This is a genomic window from Sphingomonas canaveralia (assembly GCF_047238125.1).
Classification (GTDB): Bacteria; Pseudomonadota; Alphaproteobacteria; order Sphingomonadales; family Sphingomonadaceae; genus JBDFMH01.
The window spans coordinates 1200776-1223728 of sequence record NZ_JBDFMH010000001.1 but is presented as its reverse complement, the minus strand read 5'-3'; the positions used below and the strand labels follow the sequence as shown (position 1 = coordinate 1223728).

General features: G+C 66.9%; 21 protein-coding genes. 8 read left to right on the top strand and 13 right to left on the bottom strand.

Going from position 1 to position 22953, the window contains the following annotated elements; genetic code table 11:
- The first annotated feature begins 34 nt into the window (after nt 1–34).
- Nucleotides 35–637, top strand: coding sequence for a redoxin domain-containing protein (locus tag ABC347_RS05860; RefSeq protein WP_413244797.1), 603 nt, complete (start codon nt 35–37; stop codon nt 635–637).
- Nucleotides 638–670: 33 nt separating this feature from the next.
- Here ABC347_RS05860 and ABC347_RS05855 read toward each other — a convergent pair whose 3' ends face one another.
- From ABC347_RS05855 to ABC347_RS05845, 3 genes are all read right to left on the bottom strand, one after another.
- Nucleotides 671–1630 (bottom strand): retroviral-like aspartic protease family protein, encoded by a 960-nt coding sequence (locus ABC347_RS05855; protein ID WP_413244796.1) that lies wholly within the window; start codon nt 1628–1630, stop codon nt 671–673.
- A gap of 201 nt (nt 1631–1831) precedes the next feature.
- Nucleotides 1832–3529, bottom strand: a complete 1698-nt coding sequence (locus ABC347_RS05850; protein ID WP_413244795.1) for an amidohydrolase — start codon at nt 3527–3529, stop codon at nt 1832–1834.
- A complete protein-coding gene (locus ABC347_RS05845) occupies nt 3526–4395 on the bottom strand; it encodes an NAD(P)-dependent oxidoreductase (protein ID WP_413244794.1) in 870 nt (289 codons plus the stop codon). The genes ABC347_RS05850 and ABC347_RS05845 overlap by 4 nt, the downstream gene beginning before the upstream one ends.
- A gap of 125 nt (nt 4396–4520) precedes the next feature.
- Here ABC347_RS05845 and ABC347_RS05840 point away from each other — a divergent pair, with 125 nt between their 5' ends.
- Together ABC347_RS05840 and ABC347_RS05835 are read left to right on the top strand one after the other, a co-directional pair.
- On the top strand, nt 4521–5762 hold the full coding sequence (locus ABC347_RS05840; protein WP_413244793.1) for a threonine ammonia-lyase: 1242 nt from the start codon (nt 4521–4523) through the stop codon (nt 5760–5762).
- 103 nt (nt 5763–5865) lie between these two features.
- Nucleotides 5866–6690 (top strand): arginyltransferase, encoded by an 825-nt coding sequence (locus tag ABC347_RS05835; protein ID WP_413244792.1) that lies wholly within the window; start codon nt 5866–5868, stop codon nt 6688–6690.
- 19 nt (nt 6691–6709) lie between these two features.
- Here the strand turns inward: ABC347_RS05835 and ABC347_RS05830 are convergent, their stop codons facing one another.
- Genes ABC347_RS05830 through ABC347_RS05810 form a run of 5 tightly spaced genes read right to left on the bottom strand, consistent with a single transcriptional unit; the run spans nt 6710 to nt 11250 of the window.
- Nucleotides 6710–7108 carry a hypothetical protein gene (locus tag ABC347_RS05830; RefSeq protein ID WP_413244791.1) on the bottom strand — a complete coding sequence of 133 codons (399 nt, stop codon included), beginning with the start codon at nt 7106–7108 and terminating at the stop codon, nt 6710–6712.
- A 14-nt stretch (nt 7109–7122) separates the two neighbouring features.
- Nucleotides 7123–7941, bottom strand: a complete 819-nt coding sequence (locus tag ABC347_RS05825; protein ID WP_413244790.1) for a proteasome-type protease — start codon at nt 7939–7941, stop codon at nt 7123–7125.
- A gap of 35 nt (nt 7942–7976) precedes the next feature.
- On the bottom strand, nt 7977–8810 hold the full coding sequence (locus tag ABC347_RS05820) for a transglutaminase family protein (protein ID WP_413244789.1): 834 nt from the start codon (nt 8808–8810) through the stop codon (nt 7977–7979).
- Nucleotides 8807–9742, bottom strand: coding sequence for an alpha-E domain-containing protein (locus ABC347_RS05815; protein ID WP_413244788.1), 936 nt, complete (start codon nt 9740–9742; stop codon nt 8807–8809). Before ABC347_RS05815 ends, ABC347_RS05820 begins: the two co-directional genes overlap by 4 nt.
- Complete coding sequence (locus ABC347_RS05810; RefSeq protein WP_413244787.1) at nt 9742–11250, bottom strand: circularly permuted type 2 ATP-grasp protein; 1509 nt, start codon at nt 11248–11250, stop codon at nt 9742–9744. Before ABC347_RS05810 ends, ABC347_RS05815 begins: the two co-directional genes overlap by 1 nt.
- Nucleotides 11251–11387: 137 nt before the next feature.
- Between ABC347_RS05810 and ABC347_RS05805 the strand changes: the two genes are divergently transcribed.
- On the top strand, nt 11388–12509 hold the full coding sequence (locus ABC347_RS05805) for a hypothetical protein (RefSeq protein WP_413244786.1): 1122 nt from the start codon (nt 11388–11390) through the stop codon (nt 12507–12509).
- A gap of 2 nt (nt 12510–12511) precedes the next feature.
- On the opposite strand, the gene ABC347_RS05800 is transcribed toward ABC347_RS05805, so the two are convergent.
- From ABC347_RS05800 to ABC347_RS05790, 3 genes are all read right to left on the bottom strand, one after another.
- Entirely contained in the window at nt 12512–13192 is a 681-nt protein-coding gene (locus tag ABC347_RS05800; RefSeq protein WP_413244785.1) for a PEPxxWA-CTERM sorting domain-containing protein, read from the bottom strand.
- 142 nt (nt 13193–13334) lie between these two features.
- Nucleotides 13335–14030 (bottom strand): response regulator transcription factor CtrA, encoded by a 696-nt coding sequence (gene ctrA, locus ABC347_RS05795; RefSeq protein ID WP_413244784.1) that lies wholly within the window; start codon nt 14028–14030, stop codon nt 13335–13337.
- Between the two features lie 126 nt (nt 14031–14156).
- On the bottom strand, nt 14157–15056 hold the full coding sequence (locus ABC347_RS05790; RefSeq protein ID WP_413244783.1) for a LysR family transcriptional regulator: 900 nt from the start codon (nt 15054–15056) through the stop codon (nt 14157–14159).
- 111 nt (nt 15057–15167) lie between these two features.
- On the opposite strand from ABC347_RS05790, the gene ABC347_RS05785 reads away from it, so the two are divergent.
- A complete protein-coding gene (locus ABC347_RS05785; RefSeq protein ID WP_413244782.1) occupies nt 15168–15866 on the top strand; it encodes a pirin family protein in 699 nt (232 codons plus the stop codon).
- Nucleotides 15867–15927: 61 nt separating this feature from the next.
- The gene (gene wrbA, locus ABC347_RS05780) at nt 15928–16527 is read left to right on the top strand and encodes an NAD(P)H:quinone oxidoreductase (protein ID WP_413244781.1); all 600 of its coding nucleotides are present in this window, start codon (nt 15928–15930) and stop codon (nt 16525–16527) included.
- A gap of 137 nt (nt 16528–16664) precedes the next feature.
- On the opposite strand, the gene purB is transcribed toward wrbA, so the two are convergent.
- Nucleotides 16665–17960 carry an adenylosuccinate lyase gene (gene purB / locus ABC347_RS05775; protein ID WP_413244780.1) on the bottom strand — a complete coding sequence of 432 codons (1296 nt, stop codon included), beginning with the start codon at nt 17958–17960 and terminating at the stop codon, nt 16665–16667.
- Between the two features lie 295 nt (nt 17961–18255).
- Here purB and ABC347_RS05770 point away from each other — a divergent pair, with 295 nt between their 5' ends.
- The gene (locus ABC347_RS05770) at nt 18256–18870 is read left to right on the top strand and encodes a hypothetical protein (protein WP_413244779.1); all 615 of its coding nucleotides are present in this window, start codon (nt 18256–18258) and stop codon (nt 18868–18870) included.
- Nucleotides 18871–19015: 145 nt separating this feature from the next.
- Here ABC347_RS05770 and radC read toward each other — a convergent pair whose 3' ends face one another.
- Complete coding sequence (gene radC / locus ABC347_RS05765; RefSeq protein ID WP_413244778.1) at nt 19016–19711, bottom strand: RadC family protein; 696 nt, start codon at nt 19709–19711, stop codon at nt 19016–19018.
- Between the two features lie 166 nt (nt 19712–19877).
- On the opposite strand from radC, the gene ABC347_RS05760 reads away from it, so the two are divergent.
- Nucleotides 19878–22940, top strand: a complete 3063-nt coding sequence (locus ABC347_RS05760) for an intermembrane phospholipid transport YdbH family protein (protein WP_413244777.1) — start codon at nt 19878–19880, stop codon at nt 22938–22940.
- Nucleotides 22941–22953: the final 13 nt, after the last annotated feature.

The following is a 22953-nucleotide window of genomic DNA, read 5'->3' as shown; positions in this document are numbered from 1 at the left end:
CCGATTATCGGGCGGGGGCGTGATGGAGGACCGCATGATCCGTATCGCAACGATTGCCCTGGCGGCATTGGCGGCGGCGCCCGCGCCGGCTGCGCCCATGATCGGCCAGCCCGCACCCGATTTCACCGCCACCGACTCGAACGGCAAGGCCGTGAAGCTTTCCGCGCTGCGTGGCCGCCCGGTAGTGCTGGAATGGACCAACAGCGGCTGCCCGTTCGTGCAGAAACATTATGGCAGCGGCAACATGCAGCGCACCCAGGCCGCCGCGCGCAAGGCCGGTGCGGTCTGGCTCACGGTGAATTCGGGCGCGCCCGGCAAGCAGGGCCATGTCGACGGCGCTGCCGCCAATGCCGAGATCCGCGCCGCCAAGGCCGTGCCCACCGCCTATCTGCTCGATGGCAAGGGCATGGTCGGCAAGGCCTATGATGCCAAGACCACGCCGCATCTCTACCTGATCGATGCGAAGGGCACGCTCGTCTATGCTGGCGGCATCGACGACAAGCCAACCGCGAACCCGGCCGATATCAAGACGGCGCGCAACTATGTGCTGGCAGCGCTCGGCGACCTGAAGGCCGGCAAACCGGTCGCGGTGGCGACGTCGAAGCCGTACGGGTGCTCGGTGAAATATGGGGCGTGATCGGCAGCTCACCATCGCCGGACATGTAGCGGCCTAGAGCCCCGCCAGCTGTTGCACCGCGCTCGCGCCTTCGTCATCACGGAGGCGGAAGCGGACGCGCTTCTGGCGGAAGTCGAGCGACACGCGCTCGAAGATGCGCAGCACGTCCATCCCGATCAGCATTGCCGGCTTGTCGCCGATGCCGAACTGCCGAAAGGTGTGGATGTCGGCGAAGGCGATCGGGATGTTCACCAACGTGACTCCGCCGATCACGATCTTCGGCACCTTGCGCAGCGATGCGACGGTGGTGGCGCCGGTGACACTGGTGAGCGTGACCGACAGCGGACGCCCGATGCGCTTGTTCTCGAGCAGGGTCATCAGCTCGGTATTGCCGATGCTGTTCTCCGCACCGGAATCGATGATCGCATAGACCTTGCGGCCGTCGATCCGCATGTCGGCCAGAATCAGCTGTCCGAACCGGCGGCGCGCGGTGACGACGATCTCGTCGCTGTCGCGCTGTTCGCGGCGGGGCGCTGGCGCGATCGTCATCCGATTGGCCTTGAAATCCATCGTCACACGCTGGTCGTTGATCGCATCGATGCCCAGCATGCCGCGCGCGCCGAGATTGCCTTCGCTCAGCACGGGCGCACGCACATCCGCGATCTCGCGCTTGCCGACGCCCATCCGCGCCACCCGCGCGGTCTGGATCGTCTCGGCGCCGGTGATGCCGTGCAGCGTGACGGCGCCGTCGTGCGGCAGCGCCAGTTCGGCCTGCAACCGCCGGCTGACGACGCTGCGGTCGGCGCCGGTATCGACCACGAAGGGATAGGGGCCGGCACCGTTGACCAGCACCGGCACCGTCATACGCTGCACACGATCACGCCCGGTCAGCAGATCCTCGGCCTCGTCGCCGATCGGGGTGACGGCTGCCGGCGTGGCAAGCGACGGGGCCGTGGCGATCGCGGGCGGGGCGGGCACGGTCAGCAGCGCGGCGGCGAACGCGGTCAGGCTCATCGGGCGATCCTCTCGTTGCCGGAAGGATGACACGCCGCCAGCGGCCGCGCCACGCGAATATGACGAACCGCGTAGGGCGTCGACCAACGCGCTAGGCGAGCCGAACCAGTGGCCTCGAAACCCGCCGAAGGACGACCCTTCTTCCGATGCGAAGGGATCGAGGGTCGGCGTGACTCAGTGCGTGAGGCGCGGGCAGAAGACCTATTTCCGTACCCACATCCGCTTGCCGCCGATCCAGGTCTCCTGCACCCGAGTCTGGCGAAGCGCGGCGGCGCCGCCGGTCAGCGGATTGCGATCGAGCAGGATGAAGTCGGCGTAGCGGCCCGGCTGCAAGCTGCCGATGCGATCCTCGGCGAAGCCCGCATAGGCAGCCTTGGTGGTGAAGCCGGCCAGCGCCTCTTCGATGGTCAGTCGCTGTTCGGGGTGCCACCCCCCGGGCGGCTGGCCGGCGGCATCCTCGCGGCTGATCGCGGCGGCCAGCCCCGCGAACGGATCTGGCGGCTCGACCGGATAGTCCGATCCGAACGCCAGTGTCGCACCGGCAGTCAGCATCGATTTCCAGGCATAGGCACCGATTAGGCGCTCGGGCCCCAGCCGCGCCTCCGCCATCTGCCGGTCCGACGTCTGGTGCAGCGGCTGCATCGACGCCACGATGCCGTTGCGGCCGAACCGAGGGAGATCCGCCGGATCGACGATCTGGGCATGCTCGATCCGCCAGCGCCGATCGCCCTTGTAGGTCAGCGCCACTTCCTCGATCGCATCCAGCGCCTGTGCGTTGGCGGCGTCGCCGATCGCGTGGACCGCGACCTGGAACCCGTCCATCGCGGCCCGGCTGATCAGGTTGCGGATCTGCGCATCGCCGAGGAAGGTCAGTCCGCGCTTGCCGGGTGCATCGCGGTAATCGGCCTTCAGGAATGCGCCACGCGATCCCAGCGCGCCATCGGCATAGAGCTTGACGCCCACCATCCGCAGCCGATCGTCGTAGAGCCACGGGGTCGGCCCCGTGCCCGCGATCACCAGCAGCGGATCGATCCCGTGCGCATAGGAGATGATCCGTACGCGCAGCCGCCCGGCATCTCCGGCGCGCCGCATGACCTGCCAGTCATCGAGCGTGGTGCCCATATCCGCAGTCGCGGTGATGCCATTCTCGAGCAGCTTGTTCTGCGCCATCTGCAGCGCCTGATCGCGCTCGCGCGGCACGGCACGCGGGATGGCGCGGGTCAGCAGATCGGCCGCCGCATCGACGAACAGGCCCGTAGGGTTGCCGCGGCCATCGCGCTCGATCCGCCCGCCCGGCGGATCCTTGGTCTCGCGCGTGATGCCGACTGCGGCCATCGCTGCGGAATTGGCAAGCGTCGCATGGCCGTCGACCCGCTCGAGCAGCACCGGGCGATCGCCGGCGGCGGCATCGATGTCGGCCGCGGTCGGAAAGCGGCCGAGGCCCCAGCGTTCGTGGTTCCAGCCGCCGCCGCGGATCCACACCGGCTTGGGGTTCTCGCGCGCCCAGGCCGCCAGCCGGGTCTGCGCATCGGCCAGGCTGGTCGTCTCCGAAAGGTCGAGTTGCTGGGCACGCTCGCCCAGGCCCATCACATGGCCATGCGCATCGATCAGTCCCGGCAACAGCGTGCGCCCCTTGCCGTCCAGCCGGAAATCGAGTCGATCGGGCTTGGCGTCTCCGGTCCGGTACAGCCGCACGACCTTGCCCTGCTTGTCGATCAGCATGGCTACGAAGCGCTGCAGCCGGCCTTCCCCGTCCAGCGTATAGCCATCGACATTGTCGACCAGCCCGCCGGCATTGGGCGGGATCGGGGCGGGGGGCTGCGGCTTGCGACGCGCGTCCGCGGGCGCGGCGAGCAGGATCGTGGCGGCCAGCAGCGCCGCCCAGTGCCGGTGCATCATGTGCGCGGCAGCCGCCGTACGATCGCGGAGATATCCTGCCGGCCGCCGCCCATCGCCTGGATATCGGCATAGAATTGATCGGACAGTGCCGTCACCGGCAGGGCTGCGCCGTTGGCGCGCGCCTCGTCGATCGCCAGCCCCAGGTCCTTGCGCATCCAATCGACCGCGAACCCGAAATCATAGCGATCCTCGCCCATCGTCGCCCAGCGATTGACCAGATACCAGCTGGCGCCGGCCCCGCCCGAGATCGCCTCGAACACCTTTTCCAGATCCAGATCGGCATTCTGCGCGAAGCGGAATGCCTCGGCCACGCCCTGCATTGCTCCTGCGATGCAGATCTGATTGACCATCTTGGTCTGCTGGCCCGATCCCGCACCGCCGACATGCACGATACGCTGTGAATAGGCCTGCATGAACGGCCGCGCCGCGCTCACCGCCTTTTCCGCGCCGCCGCACATGATTGATAGCGTGCCTGCCTCCGCGCCCGCCTGTCCGCCGGTGACGGGTGCGTCGACCACAAGCAACCCGCGATCGCGACCCTCGACTGCCAGCTGGCGCGCGATCCGCGCCGAAACCGTCGTGTGATCGATATAAAGCGCGCCCTTGCGCATCGCGCGGAAACAGCCGTCCGCGCGCAGCGTGACGGCTTCCAGATCGCCATCCGCGCCGACGCACGATAAGACCGCATCGGCATCCTCGGCGGCGGCGGCGGGCGTGGGCGCGGCGCGCCCGCCATACGCGGCGACCCAGGCGTCCGCCTTGGCACGGGTGCGGTTATAGACGGTGACGTCATGACCGGCGGCGGCCAGATGCCGTGCGATCGGGGCGCCCATCGCGCCGAGCCCGAGGAAGGTGACCTTTGCCATGACGCCGGGTTTAGGCGGCGATGCGGCCCCGCGCTAGGCCCCAAACCCCGGGCGAAGGTCAGGTTGGCCAAGCGAAACCTCGCCAAGGGTTTTGCCCGGCGCCGCCATCGGCTAGGGCATCGCCCATGGCCACTGCCCCCCAGACCCCGCCCGCACTACCCGTGACGATCGACGATGTGCGCGCCGCCCACATGCGCGTGCGAGATGCCGTCGTCCGCACGCCGACGCTACACAGCAAGACGCTGTCGGATCTGACCGGCGCGAACGTCTATCTGAAGTTCGAAAATCTGCAGTTCACGGCCGCCTACAAGGAGCGCGGCGCGCTGAACAAGCTGGCCCAGCTCGATGCCGCGTCGCGTGCCCAGGGGGTGATCGCGGCGTCGGCCGGCAATCATGCGCAGGGGCTGGCCTATCATGGCGCGCGGATGGGCATCCCCGTCACCATCGTGATGCCGGTCCATACGCCGACCGTGAAGGTGCAGCAGACGCGCGGCCACGGCGCCACCGTGATCCTGGCAGGGGAGCGGTTCGACGACGCCTATGCCCACGCACTGACGGTGGCGGCCGAGCGCGGCCTCGTCTTCGTCCACCCATTCGATGATCCGCAGGTGATCGCCGGGCAGGGCACGGTGGCGATCGAGATGCTGGCGGATGTGCCGCAGATCGATACGCTGGCGATCCCGATCGGCGGCGGCGGGCTGATCTCCGGCTGCGCGGTGGTGGGCCGTGCCCAGCCACACCCGATCGAGGTGATCGGCGTGCAGGCCGAGCTCTATCCATCGATGTACAACCGTATCCGTGGCACCGATATGCCCTGCGAGGGCGATACGCTGGCCGAAGGCATCGCGGTCAAGGAACCCGGTGCGATCACGAGCGCGATGATTCGCGATATCGTCGACGATATCGTGCTGGTGTCCGAACGTGAGCTGGAAAAGTCGGTCTCACTGCTGTTGCAGATCGAGAAGACGGTGGTCGAAGGCGCGGGTGCGGCCGGGCTGGCCGCGCTGCTGGCGCACCGCGATCGCTTCGCCGGGCGTACCGTGGGCGTGGTGCTGTGCGGCGGCAACATCGATACCCGGCTGCTGGCGAACGTGCTGCTGCGCGATCTGGCGCGATCGGGCCGGCTGGCGCGGCTTCGGCTTCGGCTGCGCGACCAGCCTGGCGCGCTCTTCAACGTCTCGCGGATCTTCGACCAGGAACAGGTCAACATCATCGAGATCTATCACCAGCGTGTCTTCACCACGCTGCCGGCCAAGGGCCTGATCACCGATATCGAGTGCGAAACGCGCGATCGCGCGCATCTCGACCGGCTGATCGAGGCACTGACCGACGCCGGTTACGAAGTGGCGCCAGTGGAGCTGGCATGAGCCTGCGGGCGCTTAACCCATTTTCCGTGGTAAATGATCTTTTCAGGGCCGTGTCCTACACGCATAGTCGGCCACACCAGTTGATCCGGGAAAACGCATAGCCGTGACCGCGCCGTTCCGATTCCCGCGCTTCTTCGTGACGACGCCTTCGCCATGCCCGTATCTGCCGGGCAAGACCGAGCGCAAGGTGTTCACCGAACTGCGCGGGCCCCACGCATCGGAGCTGAACGATGCGCTCGGCCGGATCGGGTTCCGCCGCAGCCAGAGCGTCGCCTATCGTCCGTCCTGCGCGGATTGCACGGCCTGCGTGTCGGTGCGGGTGGTGGCCAAGGAATTCAGGCCGAATGCCAGCCAGCGCAAGCTGATCCGGCGCCATTCGGATCTTGTCGTCTCCGCCTGCCGGCCCTGGACGACCGAGGAACAGTTCGCTCTGCTCCGCCGCTATCTCGCCGCGCGCCACCCCGGCGGCGGCATGGCAGAAATGGATGAGCTCGATTTCGCCGACATGGTCGAGCAGACCCCGGTCGATACCCACATCATCGAATATCGCGAACCCGACGATGCCGAGGGTCGTCCCGGTCGGCTGGTCGGTGCCTGCCTCACCGATCGTCAGGCGGACGGCGTGTCGATGGTCTATTCCTTCTTCGAGACGGATCCTGAGCTGCGGCCCGGAATGGGCACCTATATCATCCTCGACCATATCCTGCGCGGGGCGGATGCGGGCCTGCCCTATGTCTATCTGGGCTATTGGGTCGAGGGCAGCGCGCGGATGCAGTACAAGATCGGCTATCGCCCGATCGAGCGGCTGGGCCCGGGCGGCTGGGTGCGGTTCGATCCGCCGCCGCCGGCCGCGCGGAGCGATCTCGCGACCGGCGACACCGGGCCGCTGGCCGCCAAGTTCGCCGCGATGGCGCCGCCCCGGGTCTGATCCGGCGCGGCGGCAGCCGTCACTTTCCCTTCTGCTGCAGCGTGCCCGAGAATCCGCACGCCGACCCGTGATAGCCGAGGCAGTTCGCCTCATCGACGACCAGCGCATGGCCCTTCGGCGTGAAGCTGATCCGGCACTGGCGATTTTCGCGCAGCGCATCCAGCGGCTTGGGTTGCAGCACGAGCGCCGTCCCGATCATTCGCGCCTTGCCCTTCGCGTTGCCGACGCAACCCTTTTCCGCCACGGTGACATCAACCAGATAGCTGTTGCCGGCCGCCTTGCGGATGGTCGCCTCGCCGTCGCCGCCTTCCAATCGACCCTCGTACCGACCGGGGTGGATCGGGGCGGCCGGGGCCGCAAGCGCGGCGGCGGCAGGCATGGCCAGCGCAAGTGCGCCGAGGATCGCTGGAACACGCATCGTCACTCTCCTGTTCAGCCGCCGCCCACCGACCGGATCTCGGCCGGATGCTCGGCATCGGGGGGCGTAATCTCGGAATAGACTCCTGTCCGCGCCATGAACGGCGGATCGGGGATGGTCGCGCGGCTCTCGTTCAGCAGCATCGACCAGCGCGTCGAAAGATCGCGGAAATAGGCGTCGTCATGCTCGATCCGCCGGCGCAGCACCGGCCGTGCGTGATCGGCCGGCAGCACCGCCATGTCGAATGGCAGGCCGACCGACAGATCCGATCGGATCGTCGAATCGAACGATAGCAGGCCGACTTTTACGGCCTCGTCGAGCGACGTGTCGAAATCCATCGCTCGGTCAAGGATCGGCTTGCCATAGGCAGTCGCGCCGATCTGCAGGAAGGGCGTGTCGGTCTGGCATTCGATGAAATTGCCGGCGTCATAGACCAGGAACAGCTTCAGCGGTCCGTCACCGATCCGTCCGCCCACCAACAAGGAGATGCCGGCGCTGACTCCGGCGGCATGCAGTGCGGGCTTCAACTCGCGCCCGACCGACATTACAGCCTCACCAACCAGCTGGGTGGCACGGAACATGCTGGGCATGGACTGGATGGTGCGCGGCCGATCGTCTTCGCCCGCGGGCGCCAGCCCTTCGGCAAGCATGCCCAGTACCGATTGGGTGACGGACAGATTGCCTGCCGACATGCACAGGATCAGTCGGTCGTCGCTGTCGGCCAGCACATGCATCTTGCGATAGGTGGAAATGTTGTCGATGCCCGCATTGGTGCGGGTATCGGCAATCATGATCAGCCCTTCGCGCAGCAGGATTCCGACGCAATAGGTCATCGCCTTTGCCTCCCCCGGATGGCCGCCGCGGCCGGTCAGTCCTGGTGCTGGTCCTCGCTGGCGACGCGCACGTCCACCTCGAGTTCCTCGACACCGCCGCCGATCCGCGCCCCGGATACCGGAGCGACGTCACGATAGTCGAGTCCGATCGCAACGCGCACATAATTGTCGTCGGGGCACAGTTCGTGGCCGGGATCGAAGCCGATCCAGCCATAATGCTCGACATGCGCCTCCGCCCACGCATGGGGGCGGGCCGGGGCGGGCGGTTCACCGGGCGGACAGCGATAGCCGGCGACCAATCGCGCCGGCAGGCCGATTGTGCGCGCAGCCGACACGAACAGCATCGCCAGCGCGTTGGCGGTGCCGTGGCCATCGGCCAACGTCGCCGCAGCATCGCACAGGTCGGGTGACTTCGCGACTGCATCGAGGGTCGTCGCCTCAGCGATCGCGCGGTTCAGGGCATGCGCGCGGTCGAGCGGGGCGGCATGGTCCGCCACGTCGGCCGCCAGCGCCACGATCGCGGCATCGGCGCGGGTCAGCGGCGTTTCCTGCAGATAGACTGCGGGTGGCAGCGTTTCCAGCGTACCGGCGACGACGCCGGCGCGATCGTCGGTCAGCACTTCGCCTGCCACGGTGATGCCGATCCGCTCGACCGGCCCGTCGACATAGAGCATCGCGGTCTCGTTGCCGAAGCCGTCGCGCGCGGTGCGCAGCCGGGCATCGCAATCGACGTCGATCCGCCAGTCGACGATATTCTGGCCGTAATGCGATCCCGGCGTCAGCCGCAGCAGCTGGATCAACCGCTGTTGCGGTTGGGTGAAGCGATACGCGATGCTGTGATTGACGAACAGGCGCACGGTGCAGCTCAAGCGAAGCGGAACTGGGCGGCGATGGCGTGGCTCAACCGGCCATTCTCGGTCACGAACTGCTTCAACCATTCGTGCAGCCCGCTCGCAAAGATCGCATCGGTGCTGGCGCGGCCGATCGCGGCGAGGCGCTGGCGCGCAAGCCGATCGGCCTCGCCCTGGCGGCCGGTGCGTTTCCCGATGGCGTTCAGATGCTGCACGACCTCACCCGCCGACGCCGCCAGCGAGCGCGGCATTTCCGGCCGCACGATCAGCAATTCCGCCACCAGCCAGGGTTTCAGCCCTTCGCGGTAGAGCCAGCGATAGGCTGTGACGGCGGAGACGGTATGCAGGATCGTGGTCCATTGATCGCGATCGACCAGCCCGCCGACCCGCTCGCCCTTCGGCAGCAGCAGATGATATTTCACGTCGATCAGCCGCGCGGTATTATCCGCCCGCTCGATCGCCGCGCCCAGGCTCAGGAAATGATAGGCCTCGTTGCGCAGCATCCGGTGCAGCGCCCCTTCGAAGCCGCGCGTTTCCGCCTTCAGGCTCTCGATCAGGGTCAGCGTCGCCTGGCTGCCGCCGGTGGAGAGCCGGCCGCGCAGGCCCAGCCAGGCGCGGTTGATCGCTTCCCAGGCGTCGCGGCTGAGCGCGGTGCGCACCGATTTCGCATTTGACCGTGCGGCATCGAGGCAGGCGCGGATCGAACTGGGATTGCCCGCGTCCAGCGTGAGATAGCGGCTGACATTGGCGGGTGTCAGCTCGTCGCCGGTGGCGCCGAAGCCCACTTCGGCGGAAGCCACCAGCAGCGCGCTCTCCCACGCGGCGGCACCGGCCGGGCGGGCGGACAGCGCATCGAGCCGGATCGTCGCTTCGATCAGGCGCGCAGTGAACTCGGCGCGCTCGACATAGCGGCCGATCCAGTAGAGCAGGCTGGCGGTGCGCGACAGCATCAGCGCGACCCTCGCGGCGACTGGGACTGGGACTGGGACTGGGATTGCCCGCCCTGCGACTGGCTCTGCGACTGGCCGGGTGTATCGGCCAGGATCAGGCTGTCCTTGGTGCCGCCGCCCTGGCTGGAATTCACGACCAGCGATCCTTCGCGCAGTGCGACGCGGGTGAGCCCGCCGGGCACGATCGTGACCCCGCCGGTGCCGGTCAGGCAGAAAGGACGGAAATCGACATGGCGCGGCGCGACCCCGCTTTCGGTCAGCGTCGGCACGGTCGACAGCGCCAGCGTCGGCTGGGCGATATAGCGATGCGGCTCGGCCACCAATGCGGCCCGGAATGTTTCGATCTGCGCGGCCGATGCGGTCGGCCCGACCAGCATGCCATAGCCGCCCGATCCATCGACCAGTTTCACCACCAGCTTGTCGAGATTGTCGAGCGTATATTTGAGGGCATCGGCTTCGCGGCAGCGATAGGTTTCGACATTGGGTAGCTTCGCCTCACCGCCCGAATAATATTTAACGATTTCCGGCATGTAGCTGTAGATCGCCTTGTCATCGGCGATGCCGGTGCCCGGCGCGTTCACCAGCGCGACATTCCCCGCCATGTAAGCCGCGATCAGGCCGGGCACGCCCAGCAGCGAGTCCGGCTTGAACACCAGCGGGTCTATATAGTCATCGTCGATCCGCCGGTAGATCACGTCGACGCGGACACGCCCGTCGATCGTGCGCATCCATACGACATCGTCCTCCACTTCGAGATCGGCCGCCTCGACCAGCTCGATGCCCATGCTGTCCGCCAGAAAACTGTGTTCGTAGAAGGCGGAATTGAAATGGCCGGGCGTCAGCAGCACACATACCGGCACCCCCTTGGGGTTGGGCGCGACCGACTGCAGCGTCTCACGCAGCGCATCCGGGTAGGTGTCGACCGCGAGCACCTTGTAGCGTTCGAACAGCTCGGGACAGAGCCGCAGCATCGCTTCGCGATTCTCCAGCATGTAGGACACGCCGGAAGGCGTGCGGGCGTTGTCCTCTAGCACGAAGAAGTCGCTCGGCCCGGTGCGGACCAGATCGATACCGCAAATATGTGCGAAAATGCCGTGGGGCGGTCGGCTGCCCGACAGGAAGGCGCGGAACTGCGGGTTGGCGAGGATCAGCTCCTCGGGCACCACCTTGTCCGCCAGGATCCGGCGGGGGCCGTAGATATCGGCCAGGAACGCGTTGATCGCCTCGACCCGCTGGACAAGCCCCGCGGACAGGTTCGTCCATTCACGCGCGGTGAAGATGCGCGGTACGATGTCGAACGGAATGATGCGCTCGGCTGCTTCCTCCTCGCCATAGACGGCGAAGGTGATCCCCAGTTGGCGAAAGGCGGACTCGGCGGCCTGCTGGCGACGCTCCAGTTCGGCATGGGGGGTGTCGGCGATCCAGTCTGCCAGCGCGCCGAAATCGGGTCGGCCCTTGCGATCGGCGGGCTGGCCCCAGATCTCGTCGAATGCGTCTCGCGTCGCCAAAATGCCCCCGTTCGCTTGCCGAAAAGTTCAGCAAGAACGCAAGACTGCAACGGTTCGTTGCGCCGCACAAGGGTGCCGGCGTCGCTTGACGGTCACGGGCGCACCGGAGATGATCGATCGGTTATCGGGGGCATGCCATGATCCTGCCGTTGCTGTTGTTTTTCCAGGCCGCGCCACCACCGCCGGTCGAGCCATCTGATGAGGTAATCGTCGTGAAGGCGACGCTGCCGGAGCTGCAGGCGGCGGTCGATCGCTGTAGCCGCGGCGGGTGCACCCCACGACAGGATATCGTCGCATCGATCCGGTTGGGCGAGGCGCAGTTCCGCAGGGGCGATTACAACCGTTCTCGCGCCACGCTACGCTCCAGTCTCGGCCGCATGAAAGCATTCGCCGCGCAGGAGCCGATTGCCGTTTCGCAGCTCCATCTAGCAATCGCCACCGTCGCCGCGCATCATGGCGAGCAGCGCGATTTGATGCGATCGACCTATGACAGCGCGCGGATCCTGCGCGAGCATCGTCCGGGTACCGCGCAAACCCTGCTTGCCGAGATGCGGGTCGGCGACATGCTGGCGCGAGTCGGTCGGCTCTACGAAGCGTCGAGCCAATACGCCAAGGTGATCGGCCAGGCGGATAGCGCTTCGTTGCGCCCGATCCGGGATGGCGCCCGATTGCGTCAGGCTTGGCTGAGCCACCTCAAGCGCGACGATAGCGGTGCACTTGCCGCGCTGAACCGACTGATCGCGGAAGGCGATGCAAAGGCAGGAGTCCGGTTGGAGGCGCAGGTCATCGCCGCGCGGATCGCCCGCGATCGGGGTGATCTGAAGCCGATGGAAGCGCTGCTGAACCAGATGTCTGCCGCGGGATCGACGCCCGAGCCGCGGCTGATCTTCTCGCCGCCGCCGCCCCGCCCCAATGATCCGGTGCCGAAGGATCGGCTGATCCAGACCGTCGACACCGTGACCCGCAGTTCGGACTATATCGCTACCCGCTGGGTGGATGTCGGCTTCTGGATCCGGCCCGATGGCCGTGTTGACAGCGTGGAGGCATTGCGCGGATCGCGCACGCTCGACTGGTCGGTGCCGATCCTCTTGTCGATCGAGAAGCGCCGCTACGCCCCGATCGCTGAAGGGCAGTTCCGCATCGAGCGCTACACGATGACCGCGGATTTCGGCACGCCGATCGGGTCGCTGATCCGTCGGCGCGCCATCAATCCGCGATTCGAACGGCTCGATCTGAGCGTCCCGCCGCCTGCTAGCTGAGGTCAGCCAGCGAAGGCGAGCTTTGGCCGCGCACGGCGCAGTGCCGTGCCCGCCAGGCCGAAGCCCCCGATCATCAGCGCCCATGCTGCGGGTTCGGGCACCGCGGTCGCCCCATCGCTCAGCACGACATTGTCGAGTTGCGAAAAATCTCCGCCGCTCTGCCAGTCGGCCAGGATCGCGAGTTGATCGAGATCTGCCAGCACCGCCAGCAACTGAGCATCGGTTGCGGTTGCTCCGCTGGTGCCGAACGGATCGGACGTGACGAAGCTCGCACCAACGAGCGAGATGTTGAACGCGCTCAGCGCAGTTGTCGATGGCGGCGGCGTCGGCCGGGCATAGAGGGTGATACCCGCACCGGTTAGCGAGAGCGGCGAATAGTTGGTGCCGTCGTTGGAAGCATCGGACAGATCAAAGCTGATCGACCCCCCGAACGCGCCACTTTGATCGCCCAAATAGGCCGAAGAGGCGATGAAGGCGACGTTGGCGGCAACATCGCCGGTCGAGATCAGTTGCCCGATCGGATCATAGGTCGGGGTCAGGTTCGGGCCGATGCCGGTGAATTCACCGATCGTCCAGCCTTCGTCACCGGTCGCGAAATCGCTCGATGCGATCACTGCCGCATGCGCCGGCATGGCACATGCCAAAGCCGAGAATATTGCCGTCACGAAAAGCTTGCGCGTCATGGGTCCCCCTCCGGCGGCAATGCCGCCTTCCGTTGGAGCGACCCGCTGGAGCGAGGTACATCCTATGAAGGATGGTCATGAAGGCAAGTGAGCAGGAACGCCGATCGGCGCTGATCGTCTCGAAATGCGACAGTGGATCGGATCAGGCGACCGCGGAAACGTCGTCGGGATCACGCAGCACATAGCCGCGGCCCCAGACCGTCTCGATATAATTGTCGCCGCCGCAGGCCAGGCTCAGCTTCTTGCGCAGCTTGCAGATGAAGACGTCGATGATCTTCAGTTCGGGCTCGTCCATGCCGCCATAGAGGTGGTTGAGAAACATTTCCTTGGTCAGCGTCGTGCCCTTGCGGAGCGAGAGCAGCTCCAGCATCGCATATTCCTTGCCGGTCAGGTGGACGCGGGCATTGTCGACCTCGACCGTCTTGGCATCCAGGTTCACGGCCAGCTTGCCGGTGCGGATCACTGACTGGGAATGGCCCTTCGAGCGGCGCACCACAGCGTGGATACGGGCGACCAGTTCCTCGCGGTGGAACGGCTTGGTGACATAGTCGTCGGCTCCGAAGCCGAGCGCGCGGACTTTGGAGTCCATTTCCGAGATGCCGGACAGGATCAGCACCGGCGTCTGCACCTTGGCGGTCCGCAGCTTCTTCAGCACGTCATAGCCGTGCATGTCGGGCAGGTTCAGGTCGAGGCAGATGATGTCGTAATCATACAGCTTGCCGAGATCGAGGCCTTCCTCGCCAAGATCGGTGGTGTAGACGTTGAAGCCTTCGACGCCCAGCATCAGCTCGATGGCCTTGGCGGTCGTCGGCTCGTCTTCGATCAGCAGCACGCGCATGTGACACCCCTGTCTTCGCGGCATGGACGTTCACGGCCCATCACGCCTTCATTAACCATCGCCTTGATGAACGCAAAAGGTTAACGGCCAGTAAAGCGAACGGATGGCGAGCGTGGCTTCCGCGCATCACATTGGATTCGCGAATGCTTCCACCAAATGATCGATCACCGCGCGCACTCGGGCCGGGCGCGGGCCGCCGGGGGGCGTTACCAGGTTGAGCGCGGTCGCGGGCGGCGCCCAATCGGGCAGCACCCGCACCAGCGCGCCGGTCGCCAGATCAGCGGCCACGATGAATTGCGGCAGCATCATCATGCCCGCGCCCGCACGAAGCGCCGGCATCAGCACATCGGCGTTGTTCGCTGCCAGCGGCCCCGCGATCCGCACCACCGTCTCGCGCCCGCTGCGGTGGACCAGCGGCAGCCGATCGGATCGGGCGAGGTTGGTATAGAGGAACAGCCGGTGCGCGGTCAGGTCGGCAGGCTGTTGCGGGGCAGGGTAGCGCGCCAGATAGGCGGGCGCCGCGACCAGGCAGGCGTGTACGTCCGCCAATTTGCGGACCCGCAGCGTACTGTCTTCAAGCCGGCCGATCCGCAGTGCGATGTCGATGGCCTCCGCCACCAGGTCCACCGCGGCATCGGACAGGCTCAGCTCGATCGACAGGCCCGGGCAGCTTTCCAGCAGCGCCGGCAGCGCAGGGCCGAGATGGACGATGCCGAAACTGATCGACGTCGCGATCCGCACTACGCCGCGCGGGGAACTGGCCTCGTCGCGCGCGGCATCCTCCGCCGCCTCCGCCTCGCCCAGGATGCGCGCGGCGCGCACTGCGAGATCCTGCCCGGTCGCCGTCAGGGCGATCCGGCGCGAAGTGCGGTGGAACAGCTGCGTCTGAAACCGAGCCTCTAGCCGCGCGACGGCTTTCGACACGGTCGCCTTCGAAAGTTGCAGATCCTCTGCCGCGGCCGTGAAGCTGCGGCGCTCGGCCACTTTCGCGAAGATCGCCCAAGCTTCGAGATCGGGTAGCGGCATGGCGTGTTTCCTGAAACGATGTGTTTCGACAGTTTCTATTTATTCGATCATGCAGAGGCCTATGTTGGCGTCAAGCGATGCGGCAAGGCCCGCTCGCCACGGAGACGTGACATGATCGACAAACGACCTTTCGAAACGCTCGGCCACGCCAATCATGGCTGGCTGGATGCACGCCATCACTTCTCCTTCGCGGACTATCATGATCCCGATCGCATGGGCTGGGGATCTATCCGCGTCTGGAATGACGATCGGATCGCGGCCGGTGCCGGTTTCCCGCCACACCCCCACCGCGACATGGAGATCATCACCTATGTTCGCGAAGGTGCGATCACCCATAAGGACAGCCTGGGCAATCTCGGCCGCACCGAAGCCGGCGATGTGCAGGTGATGAGCGCAGGATCTGGCATCACGCACGCCGAATATAATGTCGAGGATGGCGAGACGCGGCTGTTCCAGATCTGGATCCAGCCCGCCATTCGCGGCGGCGAGCCGCGCTGGGGTGCCAAGCCCTTTCCCAAGGGCGACCGGTCGGGTCGGTTTGTGACGTTGGCCAGCGGCTTCGAGGAGGATGCGGACGCCTTGTTCATCCGCACCCCCGCCCGCGTACTGGGCGCGACGCTGAAGGCGGGGGAGAGCGTCGACTATGCGGTGGGCGAGGGGCGTCATGCTTACCTCGTGCCCGCCACCGGCGCGGTCACCGTGTCCGGCACCCGGCTCGAAGCGCGCGATGGCGCCGCGATCTCGGGTGGCAGCACGGTGACGCTGACCGCGATCGAGGATGCCGAACTCGTCCTCGTCGACGCGGCCTGATCCTCTCGTCCCGCGCTTTCAGGCGCGGGACGCCTTTTTCGAACCCAACGGGAGACACGACATGGCCAAGGTGCTGGTGCTTTATTATTCGAGCTACGGGCATATCGAAACGATGGCGAACGCGATCGCCGAAGGCGCGCGCGCGGCCGGCGCCGACGTCGATGTGAAGCGCGTGCCGGAAACGGTGCCCGAGGAGGTCGCGCGCAAGAGCCATTACAAGCTCGATCAGGCCGCACCGGTCGCGACTATCGCGGAACTCGAGAATTACGACGCGATCGTGGTCGGCACCGGCACCCGCTTCGGCCGGATCTCCAGCCAGATGGCAGCCTTTCTCGATCAGGGCGGCGGCCTCTGGGCGCGCGGCGCCCTGAATGGCAAGGTCGGCGCTGCCTTTACTTCATCCGCCAGCCAGCATGGCGGCAACGAGACAACGTTGTTCTCGATCATCACGAACCTGTTGCATTTCGGCATGACGATCGTCGGGCTCGATTATGGCTTCCAGGGCCAGCTCGACAATTCGAAGGTGGTCGGCGGGGCGCCCTATGGTGCCACCACGATCGCCAACAGCGACGGCAGCCGCGCAGTCGGGCCCGAGGAGATCGACGGCGCGAAATATCTCGGCAAGCGCGTCGCGGAGACGGCGGCGAAGCTGTTCGGGTAAGAATATCCTCCCCGGTACGCAGAGGGGACCATCCGCAGGATGGTGGAGGGGGGGCGCCACGCGCGCAGCTTGGGTGGAGAACCCCCTCCACCCCGGCTTCGCCGCGGTTCCCCTCCCCGTGCCGAGGAGGAACTGCGTTACTCCCCGAACACCCTCTTAAAGATCGTATCGACCTGGGCGAAATGGTAGCCGAGATCGAACTTGTCTTCGAGCTCGGCGTCCGAAAGCGTCACCTCCGGATCGGCCTTCAGCAGATCGAGCAGCGACAGCGCGCCGTCTGATTCCCACACCTTCATCGCGTTGCGCTGGACCAGCCGGTAGGCATCCTCGCGGCTGACGCCGGCCTGGGTCAGCGCCAGCAACACACGCTGCGAATGGACGAGCCCGCCCATCCGATCGAGATTCTTCTGCATCCGCTGCGGATAGACGACCAGCTTGTCGATCACCCCGGTCAACCGCGCGAGCGCGAAATCGAGCGTGATGGTCGCATCCGGCCCGATATAGCGCTCGACCGACGAGTGGCTGATGTCACGTTCATGCCAGAGCGCCACATTCTCGAGCGCAGGCGTGACATAGCCGCGCACCATCCGCGCCAGTCCGGTCAGGTTCTCGGTCAACACCGGATTGCGCTTGTGCGGCATCGCCGACGAACCCTTCTGGCCCGGCGAGAAATATTCTTCGGCCTCCAGCACTTCGGTCCGCTGCAGGTGGCGGATCTCGATCGCCAGCCGCTCGATCGATGACGCGATCACGCCGAGGGTGGCGAAGAACATTGCATGCCGATCGCGCGGGATGACCTGGGTCGAGACCGGCTCGACCGTCAGGCCCATCTTTTCCGCGACATGCGCTTCCACCCGCGGATCGATATTCGCGAACGTGCCGACCGCGCCGGAAATCGCGCAGGTTGCGATTTCGGCCCGCGCCGCCACCAGCCGGGCACGGTTGCGATCGAATTCGGCATAGGCCTGCGCCAGCTTGAGCCCGAATGTCACGGGTTCGGCATGGATGCCGTGGCTGCGGCCGATGGTCGGCGTCAGCTTGTGCTCGTAGGCGCGCCGCTTGATCGCGGCAAGCAGCGCATCGAGATCGGCCAGCAGGATGTCGCTGGCGCGGGCGAGCTGTACGGCCAGGCAGGTGTCGAGCACGTCTGACGATGTCATGCCCTGGTGCATGAAGCGCGCTTCGGGGCCGACATGCTCGGCGACGTTGGTCAGGAATGCGATCACGTCATGTTTGGTCTCGCGCTCGATCTCGTCGATGCGATCGACCTCGAAGGCACCGCGTTCCCATATCGCGGCGGCGGCCTCCCTCGGCACCACGCCCAGTTCGGCCAGTGCATCGGTGGCATGCGCCTCGATCTCGAACCAGATCCGAAAACGCGCCTCGGGCGTCCACAACGCCGCCATCTCGGGGCGCGAATAGCGGGGAATCATCGGCGTGGTCCTGGAGTGGCTGCGAACGCCGGGGCGCTAGCAGAGCGGCCCGATACCGGCAACGATGCGCCCAGTGGAACACCTGCGCGGGCGAGCCGTTAAGTGCTACTTGGCCTCGTAACATTGCCGATCGTTTCGTCGCTGAATCGGCCCGCTTCGCAAGATTCGACGTTGCCAAACCACAACATCCGAAACGAAAATCAACTTCACCAGTTTAGCTTTCGACCATCCGGTATCGCGGTGCGATGTCCCGATGGACCGAGTTTATTGTTCACGATAGAACAAGGAGGTTTTTATGACCAAGTTTGCTGCACTCGCTGGTGTCGCGATGCTTGCCCTCGGTGGCACGGCCATCGCGCAGGATATGGCTCAGCCCGCAGATCCGGCCGCCCCGGCCGACGCGACGACCGCTGCGCCCGCAACCGATATGGCCCCGGCCGCTGACGCGACGACGCCGTCGACCGCAACCGAACCTACGCCGTCTGCGACCACGACCGCCGACAGTATGACGACCCAGCCCGCGACGAGCGCGCCGGCTGCCACGGCCGATGCCGCTGCAATCCCGGCAGAGCCCGGCATGGCACCCGCGGCCACGGCCAGCGCTGCGCCGGCCCCGGGCGCGGAAGGCACCAAGGTCGCCAGCGCGGATGCGACGGCTAAGGTCCAATCCGGCTGGGCGACCTATGACAAGGGCAACAAGGGTTCGCTGACCGCGCTTGAATTCGGTACCTGGATCATGGCTGCCAACGGGCAAGACATGACCGCGCAGGTCGAGAAGTCGAAGGCCGGCAAGCAGGCCAACCTGCCCGCCGTGAAGGTGCTCAATGCCACCGCCACCGAATTCTCGAAGGCGGACGCGGACAAGAGCAAGACCATTTCGCCCGAGGAACTCGCCACCTACCTCAGCTAAGGTTGCGATCGATTCGAGCTTGAAGGCGGGCCCCGGTCATCCGGGGCCCGTTTTCGTATCGATTTTACGGCACGAGAAAGACTGTGGCTCGCGGATCTGATCGGTCGAGAGCGGAGCCAGCTCCTGCGCAGCCTCGGCTACTTGCTTAGATGAGCCCGAGCGCGCGCAGGCTGGCATGGCCGTTGGCACCGATCACGACATGATCATGCACGGTGATGCCAAGCGGTTTGCCGGCAGCGATGATCTCACGCGTCAAAGCGATGTCGGCGCGGCTGGGTTGCGGATCGCCGGACGGGTGGTTGTGGACCAGGATCAGCCCGGCCGATCCCAGTTCGAGCGCGCGCCGGATGACTTCGCGGACATGGACCGCGGCCTGGTCGATCGTGCCCTCCGCGGCCAGTTCGTCGCGGATCAGCAGGTTGCGGGCATTCAGGTGCAGCACGCGCACCCGCTCTATCGCGCGGTGCGCCATGTCGGCATGGAGATAGTCGATCAGCGCCTGCCAGCTCGACAGTACGGGGCGCTCGGCGACCTTGCCGCGCAGCAGCCGCAGCGCGGCAGCCTCGGCGATCTTGATGGCGGCGGCCGCGCCTTCGGAAAGGCTGCCGGCGCGCATCAGCGTCTCGGCGTCGGCGCCCAGCACCGCGCCCGCGCTGCCCAGTTCGGCGATCAGTCGGCGGGCGATCGGCTTGGTGTCGCGGCGGGGGATCGCCAGCGCCAGCAGATATTCGATCAACTCATGATCGAGCAGCGCTTCCGGACCCTGGCCCAGCAGCCGTGCCCGCAGGCGCGCGCGATGGCCGCTGGCATCGAAGCCGGGATCGTCTGGGCTATCCGCCATGCACGACCGACCTTAAGGTCAGCCTGGGTTCATCGCAATCCGACGATCGCGGCACGCGGCCGCGGCCTGCGTATGAAGGCAATGGAGTGACCGGCGTTTGAGCGAGGGGAGTGACGCGATCGACGACGCCGCACCCTCGCGCCGACGTCTCGGCCGGTGGCGGCGCATGGCGGCCATTCTCGTCGGGCTGGTTCTGCTGGCCTTTGCGCTCGCCTGGATTCAACGACGCCCGATCGCGACCCACTATATCGATGATGCGCTGAAGGCGCGGGGGGTGGCGGCGCGCTATCGGATCGAGCGGCTGGGGGTCGAGCAGCAGGTGCTGACCGACGTCGTGATCGGTGATCCCGAACGGCCCGATCTGACCGCGCGGCGCGCGGTGGTGCGATTGCGCTATGGCTTCGGTCTGCCGGCCATCCAGTCGATCGAAGCGGACGGGGTGCGGCTGCGCGGCCGGCTGGAGGGCGGCGTGCTGCGGATGGGGCAGGTCGATCGGCTGTTGCCGCCACCCAGCGGCAAGCCGTTCGCACTGCCCGATCTCGATACTACGCTGCGCGATGCACGGATGCGGCTGGACACGCCGGCTGGGCCGATCGGGATCGGGCTGACGGGGGAGGGCAATCTCGTCGATGGCTTCCGCGGCCGGCTTGCCGTGGCGACGCGGGGGCTGGCGATTGGGGCTTGCCGCGCTGAGGGGCTGACGGCCTATCTGAACCTTGCCGTGGCGAAGGCGCGGCCGTCGATCGATGGGCCGTTACGCGCCGCTTCGCTGACTTGCGCGGATGCGTCGGTGCGTGTCAGTGGCTTCGCCGGGGCGGTGGATGCCACGCTATCGGCCGCGCTCGATCGCTGGACGGGCGATGCCTTGTTCGAGATTGCCCGGATCGCACGGCGCGATCTGGCTCTCTCAGGCTTGGGCGGGCGGATCGCCTTCGACGGGCGGGCGTCGGGAACGGCAGGTGCGCTCTCGCTGACGGGCGAGCGGATCAGCGGAGCCTGGGGGCGCAGCGGGGCGATCGACTTTTCCGGCCGATACAGGCTTGGCTCCGACCTTCGATTGGCGGGACGGATCGGTGCCCGCGCTCTTTCGGCCGATCCGCTGCGAAGCCGTGCAATCGCGACCGCGTTTGCTGTCGGCGGCGGCACGCCGGTCGGTCCGATCGCTGCCGGCATCGGGAGCGCGGCGGCAGCGGCATCGCGACGGATAGACCTGAGCGCCGACATCGCCCTGCGCATCGGGAAGGGCGATGGCCTGATCCATGTCGGCCGGGCCGACCTGCGCGCCGCATCGGGCGCGCGGGCGACGCTGGCCGGCGGGCAGGGGCTGCGGTTCGGCTGGCCGGGCGACAGGCTGCTGAGCGATGGGACCGTCACGATCGGCGGCGGTGGCCTGCCCGACGCGCGACTGAGCCTGCGGCAAGCCGCAGCGGGCGCGCTGATCGCAGGTATGGCGCAGGTCGCGCCCTACGCTGCTGGTGGCGCCCGCGTGGCGCTGGAGCCGGTGCGGTTCGACATCGCCGGCGGCGAAACGCGCTTCGCATCCCGAATCACGCTCGACGGACCGCTGGCCGATGGCCGGGTCGACGGGTTGACCCTTCCACTGAACGGCCGTCTGGGTCGGGCTGGCTCGACGGTCGTCAATCCGACCTGCGCGCCGCTGACATTCAGCGGCATGACGGTGGCCGGCTTGCGGCTCGGCCGCTCCCAGCTGATGCTGTGCCCCGCCGGCGGGGGGCTGTTCGTTCGACGGGCGGATGCCGCGATCGGCGGCGGCGGCCGGATCGCGACGCCGCGGCTGGCAGGCACGATCGGCGGGTCGCCTGCCACGATCGCGGCGCGGTCGCTGGGCTTCACGGTCGGCACGCCGGGCTTTTCAATCGATGCGCTGGCGGTCCGCCTCGGCCGTGCCGATGCTATCAACCGGCTCGATGTCGCCGGTTTGACCGGGAAATTGCAGGCAGGCGGTGCGGTCGGGCGGTTCTCCGGGCTGGACGGGAAGCTGGCTGCAGTGCCGCTGCTGATCTCCGAAGGCACGGGAGACTGGCGGTTCGATTCGGGCCGGCTCGACCTGGATGGGGCGATCCGGGTCGATGACGCAGCGGATGATCCGCGCTTTCGCCCGCTCGTATCGGAGCGGGCCCATCTGACGCTGGTCGACGGGATCGTGACCGCCACCGCGCCCCTTGCCGAACGGGAAACGCGCACGCCCTTGGTGGCGCTCGACCTCCGCCATGCGCTTGCCAGCGGGCGCGGCCATGCCGTGCTCGATACGCCCGAGATCCGGTTTGGCCAGGCCCTGCAGCCAGAACAGCTAACTCGATTAACGCTCGGCGTCGTCGCCAATGTCTCCGGGGCGGTCTCGGGCCGCGGGCGAATCGACTGGTCGCCCGCCGGAGTGGCGAGCGAGGGCCGCTATCGCACCGATGGGCTGGATCTGGCGGCCGCGTTCGGCCCGGTGAAAGGCCTCAAGACCGAACTGGCCTTCACCGATCTGCTCGGTCTCGTCACCGCGCCAGGGCAGATCGCGACCATCGCAGAGGCCAACCCGGGTATCGCGGTCAATGACGGCGTCGTCCGCTACCGGCTGCTGCGCGACCAGATGGTGCAGGTCGAGGATGGCCGCTGGCCGTTTTCGGGTGGCGAGCTGATCCTGGAGCCGACTTTGCTCGACTTCGGCAAGCCGGTCGAACGACGCTTCACGTTTCGCGTGGTGGGCATGGACGCGGCCCAGTTCGTGCAGCGCTTCGAATTCGACAATGTCGCGGTGACGGGCACGTTCGACGGCGTGATGCCGATCATCTTCGACGCGCGCGGCGGCCGCATCGAGGGTGGTCGGCTCACGGTGCGCGAGGCGGGCGGCACGCTGGCCTATGTCGGCGAAGTCTCGAACGAGGATCTCGGCCTGTTCGGAAGCCTCGCCTTCGATGCGCTGAAGCGGATGCGGTACCGATCGCTCGCGATCGAGCTCGATGGCGCGCTGGACGGCGAGCTTGTCAGCCGCGTGCTGTTCGACGGCACCAACGAGACGCCGAAGGAAGCGGTGAAGAAGAACGGGCTGCTCAGTCAGTTCTCCAACCTGCCGTTCCGCTTCCGCATCACGATCCGGGCGCCGTTCCGCGGACTGCTGAATGCGGCGCAGTCGCTAAACGACCCGCGCGGGCTGATCGATCAGGCGCTGCCCCGGCAGGAACCCCCGCTGCCGGGGTCCGCCCCCGTTCAGCCTCGATAAAGCGGAGACAGGC

Excerpts from the sequence above, each read along its gene's own strand:
- ABC347_RS05860 (WP_413244797.1), top strand. The coding sequence starts at position 35 with ATGATCCGTATCGCAACGATTGCCCTGGCGGCATTGGCGGCGGCGCCC.
- ABC347_RS05855 (WP_413244796.1), bottom strand. The coding sequence starts at position 1,630 with ATGAGCCTGACCGCGTTCGCCGCCGCGCTGCTGACCGTGCCCGCCCCG.
- ABC347_RS05850 (WP_413244795.1), bottom strand. The coding sequence starts at position 3,529 with ATGATGCACCGGCACTGGGCGGCGCTGCTGGCCGCCACGATCCTGCTC.
- ABC347_RS05845 (WP_413244794.1), bottom strand. The coding sequence starts at position 4,395 with ATGGCAAAGGTCACCTTCCTCGGGCTCGGCGCGATGGGCGCCCCGATC.
- ABC347_RS05840 (WP_413244793.1), top strand. The coding sequence starts at position 4,521 with ATGGCCACTGCCCCCCAGACCCCGCCCGCACTACCCGTGACGATCGAC.
- ABC347_RS05830 (WP_413244791.1), bottom strand. The coding sequence starts at position 7,108 with ATGCGTGTTCCAGCGATCCTCGGCGCACTTGCGCTGGCCATGCCTGCC.
- ABC347_RS05825 (WP_413244790.1), bottom strand. The coding sequence starts at position 7,941 with ATGACCTATTGCGTCGGAATCCTGCTGCGCGAAGGGCTGATCATGATT.
- ABC347_RS05815 (WP_413244788.1), bottom strand. The coding sequence starts at position 9,742 with ATGCTGTCGCGCACCGCCAGCCTGCTCTACTGGATCGGCCGCTATGTC.
- ABC347_RS05805 (WP_413244786.1), top strand. The coding sequence starts at position 11,388 with ATGATCCTGCCGTTGCTGTTGTTTTTCCAGGCCGCGCCACCACCGCCG.
- ABC347_RS05800 (WP_413244785.1), bottom strand. The coding sequence starts at position 13,192 with ATGACGCGCAAGCTTTTCGTGACGGCAATATTCTCGGCTTTGGCATGT.
- ctrA (WP_413244784.1), bottom strand. The coding sequence starts at position 14,030 with ATGCGCGTGCTGCTGATCGAAGACGAGCCGACGACCGCCAAGGCCATC.
- ABC347_RS05790 (WP_413244783.1), bottom strand. The coding sequence starts at position 15,056 with ATGCCGCTACCCGATCTCGAAGCTTGGGCGATCTTCGCGAAAGTGGCC.
- ABC347_RS05785 (WP_413244782.1), top strand. The coding sequence starts at position 15,168 with ATGATCGACAAACGACCTTTCGAAACGCTCGGCCACGCCAATCATGGC.
- wrbA (WP_413244781.1), top strand. The coding sequence starts at position 15,928 with ATGGCCAAGGTGCTGGTGCTTTATTATTCGAGCTACGGGCATATCGAA.
- purB (WP_413244780.1), bottom strand. The coding sequence starts at position 17,960 with ATGATTCCCCGCTATTCGCGCCCCGAGATGGCGGCGTTGTGGACGCCC.
- ABC347_RS05770 (WP_413244779.1), top strand. The coding sequence starts at position 18,256 with ATGACCAAGTTTGCTGCACTCGCTGGTGTCGCGATGCTTGCCCTCGGT.
- radC (WP_413244778.1), bottom strand. The coding sequence starts at position 19,711 with ATGGCGGATAGCCCAGACGATCCCGGCTTCGATGCCAGCGGCCATCGC.
- ABC347_RS05760 (WP_413244777.1), top strand. The coding sequence starts at position 19,878 with ATGGCGGCCATTCTCGTCGGGCTGGTTCTGCTGGCCTTTGCGCTCGCC.